Annotated in this window: 2 protein-coding genes; both read left to right on the top strand. The window is 71.6% G+C overall.

Features of this window, described 5'->3' with window-relative positions; genetic code table 11:
• The first annotated feature begins 80 nt into the window (after positions 1-80).
• On the top strand, positions 81-15,668 hold the full coding sequence (locus tag ABZX79_RS01815) for an amino acid adenylation domain-containing protein (protein WP_355249969.1): 15,588 nt from the start codon (positions 81-83) through the stop codon (positions 15,666-15,668).
• Complete coding sequence (locus tag ABZX79_RS01810) at positions 15,665-15,874, top strand: MbtH family protein (protein WP_355249967.1); 210 nt, start codon at positions 15,665-15,667, stop codon at positions 15,872-15,874. Before ABZX79_RS01815 ends, ABZX79_RS01810 begins: the two co-directional genes overlap by 4 nt.
• Positions 15,875-16,281 lie beyond the last annotated feature (407 nt).

Genomic DNA, 16,281 nt, shown 5'->3' with positions numbered 1-16,281 from the left:
GTCGCGCCTGCCCGGTAACCGTCCCCACCGGGCAGGCGTGGCGCGCGCACGCGATCCCGTACGCCATCGACGACTTTTCAATGACGCACCACCAGGGAAAGGCCCCTTCGACGATGTTTGACGCCGAGTCGGACCGGACATCCGCTGCCGGGATACCCGTCACCGGTGGGCAATCCGGCATCTGGCTTGCCCAGCAGATCGAGCCGGACAGCTCGGCCTACAACGTCTCCTTCCTCCTGGACCTGCGCGGCGACGTCGACCTTTCCCGCCTGACCGCCTCCGTGCGGCAGGCGGTCGAAGAGGCCCAGTGCCTGCACGTGCGGGTGAGCCCCGAGGGCGCGGAGCCGCGCCAGATACCCACGCGGTTCGCCGTCGACGTTCCCACCGTCGACCTGCGGAACGAGCCGGACCCCGAAGGCGCTGCCGCGCGGTGGACCGAAGCCGAGCGTGACCGGCCCGCCGACCTCCAGCACGGTCCGCTGTTCGCCCACGCCCTGCTGCGGCTCGCCGACGACCGCGTCCTCTGGTACCAGCGGTACCACCACATCGTCAACGACGGCACAGGCATCGCGCTGATCACCCACCGGGCCGGTGAGCTCTACACCTCCGGCGCGGAGGCCGGTGACACCGACTGGGCGCTGTCCCGGCTGGTCGACGCCGACCGGACCTACCGGGAGTCGGAGCAGTACCGGGCGGATCGCGCGTACTGGCTCAACCGGCTTGCCGACCGGCCGGAGCCCGTACGCCTCGTCGAGCGCGCGTCGGCGCCGATGACGCGGCGGATCCGCCGCACGGCGGAGCTGTCATCGCAGGACACCACCCGGCTGCGGGGCGCGGCTGCGGGCACCGGCGTCCGCCTTTCCCGTCTGCTGGTCGCCGCCGTGGCCGCCTACCTGCACCGGGTCACCGGCGAGCAGGACCTGGTGCTCGGCCTGCCGGTGACGACCCGGCAGGACGCCGAGTCGAGGGATGTCCCCGGCATGGTGTCCAACGTCCTGCCGCTGCGTGTGGCAGTACGCGGGAGTATGACCGGTTCTGAGCTCGTGGAGGCGGTGCGCTGCGCGGTCGCCGAGACGGTGCAGCACGGCCGATACCGCGCCGAGGACCTGGCGAGGGACCTCGGGCTGGTCGACGGCGTACCGGAACTAGTCGGCCCCACCGTCAACATCCTGCCCGGCGGCGAAGGGATGCGCTTCGGCGACCACGAGGCCGACCTCAGGCCCGGTTGGCTCGGCCCGGTCAGCGATCTGGCGGTCACCGTCGACGAGTCCCGCGCGGGCAAGAACATCCGTATCCACTTCGACGCGGACGCGGCGGTGTGCGACCAGCGGACGCTGAACGACCACGAGCGCCGTTTCCTCATGCTGCTGGACGCCCTCGTCGAGGGGATGGACCACCCCATCGGGCACATCGAGCTGACCTCCGGCGCGGAGCGGGCGCAGCTGCTCGACGTGTTCGGAGCCGCGCCGTGCGACGTCCCCGAACTGTCCTGGCCCGCCGCTTTCGAGCGGCAGGTGCGCCGCGCGCCGGACGCCGTCGCGCTCGTGTGCGAGGACCAGGAGCTGTCGTACGCCGAGCTCAACGCCGCAGCGAACCGGCTGGCCCGCCTGCTGATCGCGCGCGGTGTGCGCGACGAGGACGTCGTCGCCGTCGCCGTGCCGCGCTCGCCCGAACTGGTGGTCTCCCTGCTGGCGGTGATGAAGGCCGGGGCGGCGTATCTGCCGCTGGACGCCGATCACCCCCAGGACCGGATCGCCTACATGCTGTCCGACGCCGGCGCGCGGACCGTCGTCACCACGCGAGAGCTGGCCGGTGCACTGCCGACCGCGCCCGGCGTCGGCCACCTCCTGCTCGACGACCCGTCCGTGGCCGCCGAGTCCACCGCGCTGGACGGTTCGGACCTCGGCCTGCCGATCGCCCTGGACCAGGCCGCGTACGTCATCTACACCTCGGGCTCCACCGGCCGCCCCAAGGGCGTCGTCGTTTCGCACGACGGTGTCGGCAGCCTGATAGCCACAGCAACCGAACGGATCGGCATCGACGCGGACAGCCGCGTCGTGCAGTTCGCCTCGGTCGGCTTCGATGTGACGGTCTGGGACCTGATCATGTCGCTGTGCGTCGGCGGCCGGATCATCGTCGTCCCCACCGAGCGCCGGGTCGCCGGGCCCGCCCTGACCGACTACATAGCGGAGCACCGGGCCACGCACATGATCCTGCCGCCGTCGCTGGTGTCGGCGCTGCCGCAGGAGTGTGAGCTGCCGGACGGGGCGGTCCTCGTGGTGGGCACCGAGTCGGTGCCGAGCGAGCTGATCGCCCGCTGGGGCGGGCGGCTGCGCGTCGTCGTCGCCTACGGACTGACCGAGGCCACGGTCAACTCCACGCTGTGGCTCGCCGAGCCGGACTGGCAGGGGCCCGCGCCGATCGGCGTACCCGACCCCAACACCCGGGCGTACGTGCTCGATTCGGCGCTGCGTCCCGTCCCGGTGGGAGTCGAGGGTGAGCTGTACGTCGGTGGACGCGGCCTGGCCCGCGGCTACCTCGGCAGGCACGGTCTGACCTCGGAGCGGTTCGTCGCCGACCCGTTCGGGCCGTCGGGTGCGCGGATGTACCGCACCGGCGACCGGGTGCGCTGGAGCGCCGAAGGCAACCTGGAGTTCCTCGGCCGCGCGGACGGCCAGCTCAAGATCCGCGGTCACCGGATCGAACCGGGCGAGATCGAGAGCGCGTTCATGGCGTGCCCGGGCATCGCCCAGGCAGCCGTCCTCGTACGGGAGGACCACCGGGGTGTGAAGCGTCTCGTCGCCTATCTGGTGGGTGGCGGGCGCGCGGATGCCGACGCTTCCGTTGCGGCGGCGCGGGTACAGGTGGCGGAGGCGCTGCCGGACTACATGGTGCCGTCGGCACTCGTCGTACTGGACGGGCCTCTTCCGCTGACGCCCAACGGAAAGCTCGACACCCGGGCGCTGCCCGAGCCGCAGTGGACGGCGATGACCGGTGACGCCGAGCCGACGACGCCGGCCGAGGCGGCTCTGGCCGAGCTGTTCGCCGAGCTGCTCGACCTTCCGTCGGTGGGCGTCCACGACAGCTTCTTCGAACTCGGCGGCGACAGCATCGTCGCCATCCAGCTGGTCACCCGCGCCCGTGCGGAGGGACTGGCGATCAGCCCGCGTGACGTGTTCCGGCACCGTACGGTGGCGGCGCTCGCGCGCGTCACTGACGGTGCGGACGCGCCGTCGGGTGAATCCGGTGCAGCAGTCGCGCCGTTCTCACTGGTTCCGCTGACCGACGCCGAGCGTGCCGAGTTCGATGCCGCCGTTCCGGATCTCCTCGATGTCGTACCGGCCACTCCGCTGCAGGAGGGCTTCTTCTTCCACGCCGCTGTCGACGAGGGCGGGTCGGACGGCTATGCCGTCCAGGACACCCTCGAACTCGCCGGTGACGTGGACGCCGAGGCACTGCGTGCGGCCACGCAGCGGCTGCTCGACCGCCATCCGCTGCTGCGCGCCGCCTTCCGCCAGCGCCCGGACGACGGTCAGATCGTGCAGCTCATCGGGGAGCGGGTGGAGCTGCCCTGGCGCTTCGACGATCTGTCGGGACGAGATGCGGCGGAGCAGTCCACGGCCGCCGACGAGATCACGGCGCAGGAGCGGGCCGAGGGGTTCGACCTCGGAGTACCGCCGCTGATGCGGGCCGCCCTGATCCGGCTCGGCGAGCAGCGGTCGCTGCTGGTGCTGACCATGCATCACATCGTCGTGGACGGCTGGTCCGTCTCGCTCATCATGCGCGAGCTGCTGGACGGCTACTGCCCCGGCGCGGCCGCCGAACTTTCGGTGCCGGCCGAGTCCGTCGCGACCTACAGGTCGTACGCCGGGTGGCTCGCCGGCCGCGACCGGGAGCCGGCGCTGAGCGCGTGGCGCGAGGCGATGGCGGGGCTCGACGCTCCGGCCAGGCTGCCCGTACGCGCGGGGGAGCCGAGTCCTTCCGAGACAGGTTCCGAGACGGGCAAGGTCATCCTTGAGCTGTCCGCGCACGACACGACGGCGCTCACGGCGCGGGCCCGGCAGCTCGGGCTGACCCTGAGCACCGTCGTGCAGGGCGGGTTCGGCCTGGTGCTCGGTGATGTGACCGGCTCCCACGACATGGTCTTCGGGAGCACCGTCTCCGGCAGGCAAGCGGCCGTCGAGGGCGTCGAAGCACTGGTCGGTCTGTTGATCAACACTGTGCCCGCCCGGCTGCGGTGGCGTCCGGAGCAGCCGCTCGCCGAGGTCCTGGCGGGCTTCCAGGACGATCAGGCCGACCTGCTGGACCACCAGCACCTCGGACTCGCCGACATCCAGCGTGCCGTCGGCCGCGGCGAACTGTTCGACGCGCTGGTCGTGGTGGAGAACCTGCCCGACGCGGGCGAGCCGACCGATCCGGCAGGGCAGGTCCGTATCGTCGGATCGCACATCCGCGACGCGGTGCACTACCCGCTGTCGCTCACCGTGCTCCCCGGCGAGCGACTTGAGCTGCGGCTGGAACACGATCTCTCTCGGCTGGACGCCGCTTCCGCCGAGCGGTTCGCCGCCCGCCTGCGGGCGCTGTTCGACCAGGTGATCGCCGACCCCCGGCTCCCGGTCGCCCAGCTGGCCACGCGGACGGCCGACGAGCGGCGGAGCACGCTCGACCGCCTCACGGGGCCGGATCACGCTCTGCCCGTCGGCACGGTGCACGGTGCGTTCGCCGAGCAGGTACGCCGTACCCCTGACGCGACCGCTCTGATCCAGGACGGCGAGCGGACGACGTACGCCGAGCTGGACGAGCGGGCCGAGGCCCTGGCGCAGCGGCTGCTGGCCCAGGGCGTGGGGCCCGAGTCCATCGTGGCCGTGGCTGTGCCCCGGTCCGCCGAGACGCTCGTCGCCCTGCTCGGTGTGCTCAAGGCGGGCGCGGCCTACCTGCCGGTCGACGTCGACTACCCGGCCGACCGCGTTCGTTACATGCTCGCGGACTCCGGGGCACGAACGGTCGTCGCCACCGAGGATTCCTGGACGCGTCTTCCTGAACTGACGGACGTGACAAGGGTTTTCGTCGGCACCGACGCGGTTGTGCCCGCTCCGGACGCGACCGTACCTGTCCATCCGGACAGCGCCGCGTACCTGATGTACACCTCGGGCTCGACCGGCCGGCCCAAGGGTGTTGTAGTGACGCACCGAGCGGTCGTCGGTCAGCTGGCCTGGACGGCCGAGCAGTTCGGGTTCGGCCCCGGCGAGCGGGTGCTGCACCAGTACTCGACCAGCTTCGACCCGTCGGTGCAGGAAATCTTCGCCCCGCTGCTGACCGGTGGGACCGTCGTGATCGCCAGGCCGGACGGCCACCGCGATCCGGCGTATCTCGCCGAGCTGATCCGCGACGAGCGGGTCACCAACGTCGATCTGGTGCCTTCGCTGTACGGCGCGCTCCTCGCCGAGGAGGACGCCGGCCAGTGGTGGACGAGTCTGCGCAGGGCGTTCAGCGGGGGAGAGGCACTGCCCGTTCCGCTGGCGCGCCGCTGGCGGGAGCGCACCGGCGTGCCGCTCTTCAACGTCTACGGGCCGACCGAGGCCGTCATCCAGGTCACCAGCTGGGAAGCGGGCTCCGAACCGGCTGAAGCCGGCACCGTACCCATCGGGCGTCCGGTGTGGAACACCCGGCTCTACGTGCTCGACCGGTACCTCCGCCCCGTTGCCGAGGGCGAGTCCGGCGAGCTCTACATCGCGGGCGCGCAGTTGGCCCGCGGTTACCACGGACGCACCGCGCTGAGCGCGGAGCGGTTCGTCGCCGATCCGTACGGCGGGCCCGGAGAGCGGATGTACCGCACCGGAGACATGGTCCAGTTCAGTGGAGACGGTGTGCTCACCTACCTCGGGCGCACCGACCACCAAGTCAAGATCAGGGGAAACCGGGTGGAACTCGGTGAAATCGAAGCGCGGCTGCGCGATGAGCCGGCCGTCGGCGATGTGGTCGTCGTGGCCCGCGACGACGACCGTGGAGTCAAGCAACTGGTGGCCTACCTGGTCGCCGCTGCCGGAGCGGCCCTGGATGTCGCGGCCGTACGGAGCGCGTTGAGCGGTTCGCTTCCCGCGCCCATGGTGCCCAGCCACTTCGTGGAGCTTGACGCGCTGCCGTTGACGCCGGGCGGGAAGATCGACCACAAGGCGCTGCCCGCCCCGGAGATCCGGAGCAGGCGGCAGGGACGCACAGCGCGCGAGGGCCGCGAGCGGCAGCTCTGCGCGATCTTCGCCGACGTGCTCGGGATCGACGAGGTCGACGCGGACGAGGACTTCTTCGTACTCGGAGGAGACAGCATCCTGTCCATGTCGGTCTCCAGCCGCGCCCGCAAGGCCGGTCTGTCGATCAGCCCGCGTGACGTGTTCGAGCACCGCACGCCGACCGCGCTGGCGGCCACCGTCGTCGGAACGGAGGAGTCCGGGGACGCCGCACCTGCGGTCGTCGCCGACTCCGACGGCGTGGGCGACGTACCGCTGCTGCCCATCGTCCACCAGCTCCGCGAGGACGGCGGAACGGTCAGCCGCTTCAACCTGTCCATGCTGCTCCAGGCGCCCGCCGCCGCGGACGCCGTCGCGCTGGCGCGGGTCCTGCAAGCGGTCGTGGACCACCACGACGGTCTGCGGCTCACGCTCTCCCGGATGGACCTCGGCCCGGCGATTCCCGCGCTGTGGTCGGCTCAGACGCTTGCCGTGGGTTCGGTGGACGCGACCGGGCTGCTGCGGCGCGTCGATGTACGCGACCTCGACGACGCAGGACTCCGTACGGTGATCGCCGAGGAGTCCGACGGTGCGGCTTCCCGACTCGATCCTGACAGCGGCGTCATGCTGCAGGCGGTCTGGTTCGACGCGGGCGGCGAACGACCGGGCCGACTGCTGCTCGTCGTACACCACCTGGCGATCGACGGCGTGTCCTGGCGCGTGCTGCTCGGCGACCTCGCCGCCGCGTGGGACGCCGTCGCGCAGGGTGAGCGGCCTGTGCTGGAGCCGGTGCCCACGTCGCTGCGGCGGTTCGCACGGGACGTCGCCGAGCAGGCGACCTCACCGCAGCGGCAGGCCGAACTGCCGTACTGGGCAAAGACCCTGGCGCCCGGAGCGGAACTGGTCGCCGGTGCCACACGTGCTGGAACGGCCGGTTCGGCGCGGGAACACGTTGTGTCGCTTTCCGCCGAGCACACGCAGGCGCTGCTGACGTCCGTGCCTGCCACGGCCGGAGCCGATGTCACCGAGGTGCTGCTCACCGCGCTGCGGATCGCCGTGTCGCGCTGGCGCGGCGAGCGGGACGCCGCCGCGCTCGACGGCGACCTGCTGGTGGATCTCGAACGGCACGGACGCGACGGGACCGACATGGACCTGTCGCGCACCGTGGGCTGGTTCACGAGCCTGCATCCCGTACGGCTCCCCGCCGCCGACGGCGCACTCGACGTACTCAAGCTCGTCAAGGAGTCCGTGCGGTCGGCGCCGGACTCCGGCGCGGGCTACGGCATGCTGCGCTACCTCAACCCGCAGCTCGCCCCCGTCTTCGCCCAGCTGTCCAGCGCCCAGGTGCTGTTCAACTACTTCGGCCGTCTCCCCGCCGAGCAGACGCACGACTGGGCGCCCGCCGTCGAGGCCGACGCCCTGTCGGTGGAACCCGACGCCGACCTGGCCATGCCGTACCCGCTCCAGGTCAACGCGGTGTGCGCCGACACCCCGCACGGCCCCCAGCTGCGCGCCACCTGGACCTGGCCGGCGGGCGACACGCTGACCGAGGAGGACGTACAGGCGCTCGGCCGTGAGTGGGCGGCCGCATTGCGCGAACTCGTCGCGCAGGCTACGCGGTCCGGCCCGCAGGGGCGGGCTCTCACGCCGTCCGACGTGCCGCTGGTCCAGCTCGATCAGGCCGACATCGACCTGATCGAGCGCGTCAGCCCGGTGCCCGTCGCCGACATCTGGCCGCTTTCCCCGCTCCAGGAAGGCATCCACTTCCACGCCAGCTACGACACGTCCGCGCTGGACGTCTACACCGCGCAGGACAACTTCGACTTCGACCACCGGCTCGACGCCGATCGGCTCCGTGCGGCCTGCGCGACGCTGCTGCGCAGGCACCCGAGCCTGTGCGCCGGCATCACCAGTGACGGCTTGCCCGCGCCCGTACAGTTCGTCTGTTCCGCGGCCGAGCTGCCGGTGCCGCTGACCGAGGTCGATCTGACCGGCCTGGGCGAGCAGCAGCGTCAGGCACGCCTCGACGAGATCGCCGAGGCAGGCCGTCGGGAGCGGTTCGACCTGGCCGCGCCCCCGCTGTTCCGGCTCAAGCTGATCCGGCTCACCGAGAACACCGACCGTCTGATGCTCAGCCACCACCTGGTGGCCTGGGACGGCTGGTCGCAGTCCGTGTTCCTCGACGAACTGCTCGCTCTCTACGCCGCGGCGGGCGACGACACCGCGCTGTCCGTACCCGGCAGCTACCGCGACTACCTGAGCTGGCTCGCCGAGCAGGACTTCGACACGGCCCGTGAGACGTGGCGCCACGCTCTGGCGGGACTCGACGAGCCCACGCTCGTGGCGCGGAACGGAGGGGGCGAGCCGACGATTCCTCGGCGCCGTACCTTCGAACTTTCCCCGGAAGTCAGTGACCGACTGCGGGCATCGGCCCGCGAGCACGGACTGACGATCAACGCGGTGCTGTCCGCCGCGTGGGCGCTCGTACTGTCCGCGACGGTGGGCCGCCACGATGTGGTGTTCGGCGCCACGGTCGCCGGACGGCCGGCGGACGTCGCCGGAGTCGACACGGCGATCGGCATGTTCCTCAACACCGTGCCCCTGCGCGTCACGCTCGACCCCGAGGAGCCGGTCGCGGACCTGCTGCGCCGTATGCAGTCGGAGCGGATCGAGCTGATGGGCCATGAGTACCTCGGCCTGGCCGAGCTGCAGCGGGCCGGCGGCCACACCACCCTCTTCGACACCTTGTACGTACTCCAGAACTTCGCCGACGAAGGCGCGTTCAATCAGCTGACCGCGCGGCACGGCATCACCGGCGTGGGCAGCGTGGACGCCACCCACTACCCCATGACCCTGATCGTCAACCCGGCCGAGGTCGTCCAGGCGAAGCTGGAGTACCGCCCGGACCTGGTCGACGACGAGCAGGCCGTGGCCACGCTGGAGCGCTTCGGCGCGCTGGTGGAGCGGCTGATCGGCGACCTGTCGGCGCGGGTCGGCGCCCTGGACCTGCTGCTGCCCGGCGAGCGCGCCGAGTTGCTCTCCGAGTGGGCGTCCAGCGTCAACCCGGTGCCCAACGAGACCGTCGCGGACATGCTGGCGGCTCAGGTCGCCCGCACGCCGGACGCCGTGGCGCTGGTGTTCGGAGAGACGGCCCTCACGTACGCGGAGCTGGACGCGCAGATCAACCGGCTTGCCCGGCTGCTGCTCGCCCGTGGCGCGGGGCCGGAGAAGGTCGTCGCCCTCGCCCTGCCGCGTTCCATCGAGATGGTCGTGGCGCTGTTCGCGGTGCTGCGCACCGGCGCCGCCTACCTGCCGCTCGACCTCGACCACCCGGCCGACCGGCTGCGCCTGATGGTCGAGGACACCGGGCCCCTGTGCCTGCTGTCCACGACGGCCGTCGCTCCGACGCTGCGGGGCGAGACGGGAGCAGTCGCCCCCGAACTCCTGCTGGACGACCCGTCGGTGGCCGCTGAACTCGCCGGCCTCCCGTCTGGGGAGGTCACCGACGCCGAGCGGCCCGCGTTCGCGCACGGGGTGGAGAACCGGCTGGAGTACCCGGCCTACGTCATCTACACCTCCGGCTCGACCGGCAAGCCGAAGGGCGTCGTCACCCCGTACCGCGGTCTGACGAACATGCAGCTCAACCACCAGAAGGAGATCTTCGACCCCGCTATCGCCTCGGCGGGCGGCCGACGGCTGCGCATCGCGCACACCGTCTCCTTCGCCTTCGACATGTCCTGGGAGGAACTGCTCTGGCTCGTCGAGGGACATGAGGTGCACGTCTGCGACGAGGAGCTGCGCCGCGACGCCGAAGCCCTCGTGGCGTACTGCGACGAGCACCGCGTCGACGTGGTCAATGTGACGCCGACGTACGCCCAGCTGCTGATCGAGGAGGGCCTCCTCGACCACGACGAGGCTGCCGGTAAGCACCGGCCGGCACTCGTGCTGCTCGGCGGCGAGGCCGTGTCCGACACGGTGTGGACGCGACTGCGGCGTACCGAGGGCACGTACGGCTACAACCTGTACGGGCCGACCGAGTACACGATCAACACGCTCGGCGGATCCACCACGGACAGCCCGACTTCCACAGTCGGCATGCCCATCCGCAACACTCGCGCCTACGTGCTCGACGCGATGCTGCGCCCGGTCCCGCCGGGCTGCCCCGGCGAGCTGTACATCGCAGGCACCGGCCTCGCCCGCGGCTACCACGACCGGCCGGGCCTGACGGCGGAACGATTCGTCGCAGACCCGTTCGGTGCCCCCGGTGAGCGGATGTACCGTACGGGCGACCTCGTCCGGCAGCGCCCGGACGGGCTCATCGACTTCCTCGGCCGTACGGACGACCAGGTCAAGATCCGGGGATACCGGATCGAACTGGGCGAGATTTCTTCCGTGCTGGCCGCCCACACCGATGTCGCGCACGCCGCCGTCGTCGTGGCGGAGACCGCCGGGACGAAGCGCCTGGTCGGTTACGTCGTACCCGAGGAAGGTGCGGCACCGGACGACGCGCTGCTCCAGCGGTTGCGCGAGCACCTGAAGGCCGGTCTGCCCGACTACATGGTCCCCGCCGCGTTGGTGACGGTGGAGACCCTGCCGCTGACCGTCAACGGCAAGCTCGACGTCAAGGCCCTGCCCGCCCCGGACTTTGCCGGGCCGAGCACCAGCCGCCCGCCCCGGTCGCCGCAGGAGGAGACGCTCTGCGAGCTCTTCGCCGAAGTGCTCGGACTCGCCGCCGGCAGCGTGGGAATCGACAGCAACTTCTTCGACCTGGGCGGCCACTCGCTCCTGGCCACCCGCCTGATCAGCCGCGCGCGTACCGCCCTGAAGGCGGAGCTGGCGATCCGGGACCTCTTCGAGGCGCCGACCGTCGCCGAGCTGGTGGAGCGCGCGACCGGTTCACAGGCCGCCGACCGTCCGGCGCTGACGGCCGGCGAGCGGCCCGCCGAGCTGCCGCTGTCCCACGCCCAGCAGCGGCTGTGGGTCATCCAGCAGATCGAGTGCACCTCGGCCGCGTACAACTTCCCGCTGGTCATGCGGCTGCGCGGCACGCTCGACGTGGACGCGTGGCGGGCGGCCCTCGCCGATGTGACGGGACGTCACGAAGCCCTGCGTACGGTGTTCGGCGAGCGCGACGGCCAGGCGTTCCAGCGCGTTCTGCCTGCTGAGCAGGCGCACCCGGTGGTGGAGTGTGTCCGCGCCGGTGAGGACGAGGTGGCCGGCATCGTCGACGCCGCCATCAACCGTCCGTTCGACCTCGCTGCCGAGCTGCCGCTGCGGGCGACCATCATCGAGGTCGCGCCGGACGACCACGTCGTCGTCCTCCTTCTGCACCACATCACCACCGACGAGTGGTCGGACCGTCCCTTCCTGCGTGACCTGGCCGCCGCCTACGCCGCCCGCCGGTCCGGCTCGGCGCCCGAGTGGGAGCCGCTGCCCGTCCAGTACGCCGACTACGCGCTGTGGCAGCAGCGGCTGCTCGGTGACCCGGCCGACGCGCAGAGCCTGGCCGCCCGGCAGCTGGAGTACTGGCGTACGACGCTGGAGGGTGCCCCGGAGGAGATCGAGCTGCCGGCCGACCGGCTGCGGCCCGCACGCCCGGCGTTCACCGGAGCCGAACTCGACATCGACTTCGACACCCCGGCCTACCAGGGACTGAAGCGGCTGTCCCGCGAGAGCGGCGCCAGCATGTTCATGGTGGTGCACGCGGCCGTCGCCGCGCTGCTCCACCGGATGGGCGCCGGTACGGACATCGCCCTCGGCTCGCCCATCGCCGGGCGCAGTGACGAGGCGCTCGACGAACTGGTCGGCTTCTTCGTGAACACCCTCGTTCTGCGGACCGACCTGAGCGGCGACCCGAGCTTCACCGAACTGCTGGCGCGGGTCCGCGACACCGACCTGGCCGCGTTCTCCCACGCGGACGTGCCGTTCGAGTCCGTCGTCGAGAAGCTCAACCCGACGCGCTCGCTCGCCCGCAACCCGCTGTTCCAGGTGATGGTCGGTTACCACAACCGCACCGGCGACGAGCTGGAACTGCCCGGGCTCGGCGTGGAGTACGTACCGTTCCGGATCAAGTCGGCGAAGTTCGACCTCGTGTTCAGCTTCACCGAGCAGGTCGGCGCCGACGGGGACGACGGTGCGCTCAGCTGCCGCCTGGAGTTCGCCACCGAGCTGTTCGACCAGGAGACCGCCGAGCGGCTCGGCGACCGCCTGCGGCGGCTGGTCTCGGCGCTGGTCGCCGAACCGGAGGCCCCGGTCTCGGCGGGCGATGTACTCGCCGCCGACGAGCGGCAGCTGGTTCTGGAGGGCTTCAACGCCACCGAGCGGGTGGTGGACGAGTCCTCGCTGCCGGCCCTGTTCGCCCAGCGGCTCGCCGAGCGGCCCGACGCGGTCGCCGTCGTGGAGCGGTCCAGGTCGGTGAGTTACGCCCAGCTGGACGCCCGGTCCAACCGGATCGCACGCCTGCTGGCCGCGCGCGGCGTGGGTGCCGAGAGTGTGGTCGGCGTGGCCGTGCCCCGCTCGGTCGACATGGTCGCGACGGTCCTCGCCGCCCTCAAGCTCGGGGCCGCGTTCCTGCCGCTCGACCTGGTCCACCCGGCCGACCGGCTCTCGTACATGATCGAGGACTCCAGTGCCGCCCTCGTCGTCGGCACCGAGCCGGTGGCCGGGAAGATCCCCGAAGTGGCGGGCGTACCCGTGGTGCTGCTCGACGCTCCGGAGGTCACGGCCGAACTCGACCGGCTGCCCGAGTCGCGGGTGGACGGTCTGCCGGTGAGCCTGGACCAGGCCGCCTACGTGATCTACACCTCCGGTTCGACCGGCCGGCCCAAGGGCGTGGTCGTACCGCACGACGGCATCTCCAGCCTGGTGGCCACCGCAGTCGACCGCATGGGTCTAGAACGCGACAGCAGGGTGCTGCAGTTCGCGTCGATCGGCTTCGACGTCTTCGCCTTCGAACTGTCGATGGCGCTGTGCCACGGCGGCCGCCTCGTGCTCATATCCGACGAGGCACGCGTCGCCGGACCGGCGCTGACCGACTTCCTGGCGGACCAGCGGATCAGCCACATGATCCTGCCGCCCTCCCTGGTGTCGGCACTGCCGGCGGGATGCGAGCTGCCCGAAGGATCGACCATCCTGGTCGGCACGGAGACCGTGCCGCCGGACCTGTTCGAGCGCTTCGGCGCCACGGCCAACCTGATCTGCGCGTACGGTCTGACCGAGGCGACGGTGAACTCCACGCTCTGGCCCGCCCGCGAGGCCGGCGGACGGCCCACCGGGCGCGTGCCGATCGGCCGGCCGGACCCCAACACGGTCTGCTACGTACTGGACGCCAACCTGAGCCCGGTCCCGCCGGGCGTGGTGGGCGAGCTGTACGTCGCCGGACGCGGACTCGCCCGCGGCTACCTCGGCAAGGCCGCGCTGACCTCCGAGCGGTTCGTCGCCGACCCGTTCGGCCCGCCCGGCACCCGGATGTACCGCACCGGTGACCGCGCCCGCTGGCGCACCGACGGCAACATCGACTTCCTCGGCCGGGTCGACACCCAGGTGAAGATCCGCGGATTCCGCATCGAGCTGGGCGAGATCGAGGCGGCGCTCGCCGACCACCCGGCGGTCAGCCAGGCCGCCGTGGTCCCCGACCGCGAGGGCGACATCGTGCGGCTGGTGGGCTACGCCGTCCCGGAGCGCGGCGATCTCGAAATCGACCCGCAGGCGCTTCGTACGCACGTAGCCGGCCTTCTGCCCGAATACATGGTGCCCGCCCTCGTGGTGCCGCTGGACGGTCCGCTGCCGCTGACCCCCAACGGCAAGCTGGACCGGAAGGCGCTGCCCGCGCCTGACTGGTCCGGGATGACGGGCGACGCCCGACCGGCCACCGAGACGCAGATCCGGCTGGCGGAGCTGTTCGGCGAGATCCTGAAGCTGGAAGACGTCGGTATCCACGACAACTTCTTCGCGCTGGGCGGCCATTCGATGGCCTCGATGCGGCTGCTCGGCAGGATCCGCTCCGAATTCGGGGTCGAGCTGAGCATCCGCGACGTCTTCGACGCGCTGACCGTCGCCGGAATCGCCGCCAAGCTCGACGGAGCGTCGGCCGCCCGGCCGCCGCTCCGCCCGGTCGAGCACCGCGCGGAGGGTGCTGCCCTGCCGGTCGCGCCCGTACAGCGGTGGCAGTGGTCGTCGTACCGACGGAACGCCGGCTTCGACCACGCACTCGTGCTGCGCTCGCCCGGAGGGCTGGACGCCGACGCGCTGTCAGCCGCGCTGGGAGATGTGGTGGCACGGCACGAGCCGCTGCGTACGGTCTTCACCGAGCGGGACGGGGCCGTGCACCAGCAGGCCGCGCAGTCCCCGGTCCTGGAGCGGGAGGAGTGCGCCGATGTGGACGCACGGCTCGCCGAACTCGCCGCGCAGGCGCCGGAGCTGTCGCTGGAACCGCCCCTGCGGGCCCGGCTGCTCACCGGTGCGGACGGCACCCAGGCGGTGCTGCTGACCATGCACTACCTCGCGGTGGACGAGTGGTCGGTGGTGCCTCTGTTCCGTGACCTCACGACGGCGTACGAGGATCGGACGCACGGCCGGGAGCCCGGGTGGGAGCCCCTGCCGGTCACGTACGCCGACTACACCACCTGGGCGCACGAGGTGCTCGGCGATCTCGCCGACCCCGACAGCCTGGGCGGGCGGCAGCTGGCGTACTGGCAGCAGACGCTGAAGGACCTGCCGCAGGAGCTCGCGCTGCCGACGGACCGGCCGCGTCCCGCCGCACCCGGCCTTCTCGGCCACGGCGGTGACTACGTCGGATTCGTCCTCGACGAGCAGCTCCACGCCGACGTGGACCAGCTCGCCCGGGCGACCGGCACGAGCATGTTCATGGTCCTGCACTCGGCGCTGTCGGCACTGCTCACCGCGCACGGTGCGGGCACCGATCTGCCGATCGGCACCATGGTCGCGGGCCGTACCGACGACCAGCTGGCCGACCTGGTCGGCTGCTTCTTCAACACGGTGGTGCTGCGTACCGACACCGCGGGCGACCCGACCTTCGCTGAGCTGCTGACCCGGGTGCGGGAGACGACGCTCGGCGCGCTGGACCGGCAGGACGTCCCGTTCGACGAGGTCGTACGGGCGACGGGCCTGGCCCCGGAGGGTCCGCAGGTGATGGTGATCCACCATGAGCAGGCGGACCTCGGGGAACTCGAGGGCGGCATGGGCTCGTTCCATGCTGTGCCCACCGGCTCGGTGCAGGCGGAGCTGACGCTCAGCTTCTACGAGCCGCGTGGCGACGGGCCGGTGCACTGCGAGCTGATCTACGCGACCGAGCTGCTCGGCAGGGCCAAGGCGGGGCAGCTCGCCGACGAACTTCAGGTGCTGTTGCGGAACGTGGCAGCCGACCCGGAACAGCCGCTTTCGGAGCTGTTCACCGTAATGTCCATGAGGAGTGAGAGCGCATGACCACCAACCCGTTCGAGGACCCGCAGGGCCGTTTCCTGGTCCTGACGAATGATGAGAACCAGCACTCGATGTGGCCGTCCTTCGCCGAAGTCCCGGCGGGGTGGCGGACCGTCTTCGGTGAGGACACCCGGGACGCGTGTCTCGCGTACGTGGAGGCGAACTGGACGGATCTGCGGCCCGCCAGCCTGATCGCCCAGCAGGGCTGACCGACGCTGCTGAAGCCAAGTCGCCGCCTGTGATGAGGGACCACCTCACGCAGGCGGCGACGCGCGTTTACCGCCGGGGCGATGGGTGCGCCGGCGGTTCGGGGGCGCGGGGGCGCCTGCGGCGAGCCTTTTCCCCACCCCGCCCCTTCCCGCTGTGACATTTTGCGGCTCCGCCGCGTGGGGGCTCTGCCCCAGGCCCCGGTCCTCAAGCGCCGGACGGGCTGGAGTGGCCGGGGTGGGCTGCTGGGGCTCCGCCCCAGACCCCGCTCCTCAAACGCCGGAGGGGCTGGATGTGCCGCTCGGCGGCGATGTGCCACTACGTGAGTATGCGCCGCTGCGCGCGCACAACCCAGCCCGCGTTGCGGCAACCATCCAGCCCGTCCGGCGTTTGAGGACACGCGCGAAGC

The sequence above is a fragment of the Streptomyces sp. NPDC002994 genome, assembly GCF_040611155.1.
Classification (GTDB): Bacteria; Actinomycetota; Actinomycetes; order Streptomycetales; family Streptomycetaceae; genus Streptomyces.
Note: the sequence above shows the minus strand (reverse complement) of the source record. Positions and strands in the feature narration are given on the sequence as shown.

Excerpts from the sequence above, each read along its gene's own strand:
- ABZX79_RS01815 (WP_355249969.1), top strand. The coding sequence starts at position 81 with ATGACGCACCACCAGGGAAAGGCCCCTTCGACGATGTTTGACGCCGAG.
- ABZX79_RS01810 (WP_355249967.1), top strand. The coding sequence starts at position 15,665 with ATGACCACCAACCCGTTCGAGGACCCGCAGGGCCGTTTCCTGGTCCTG.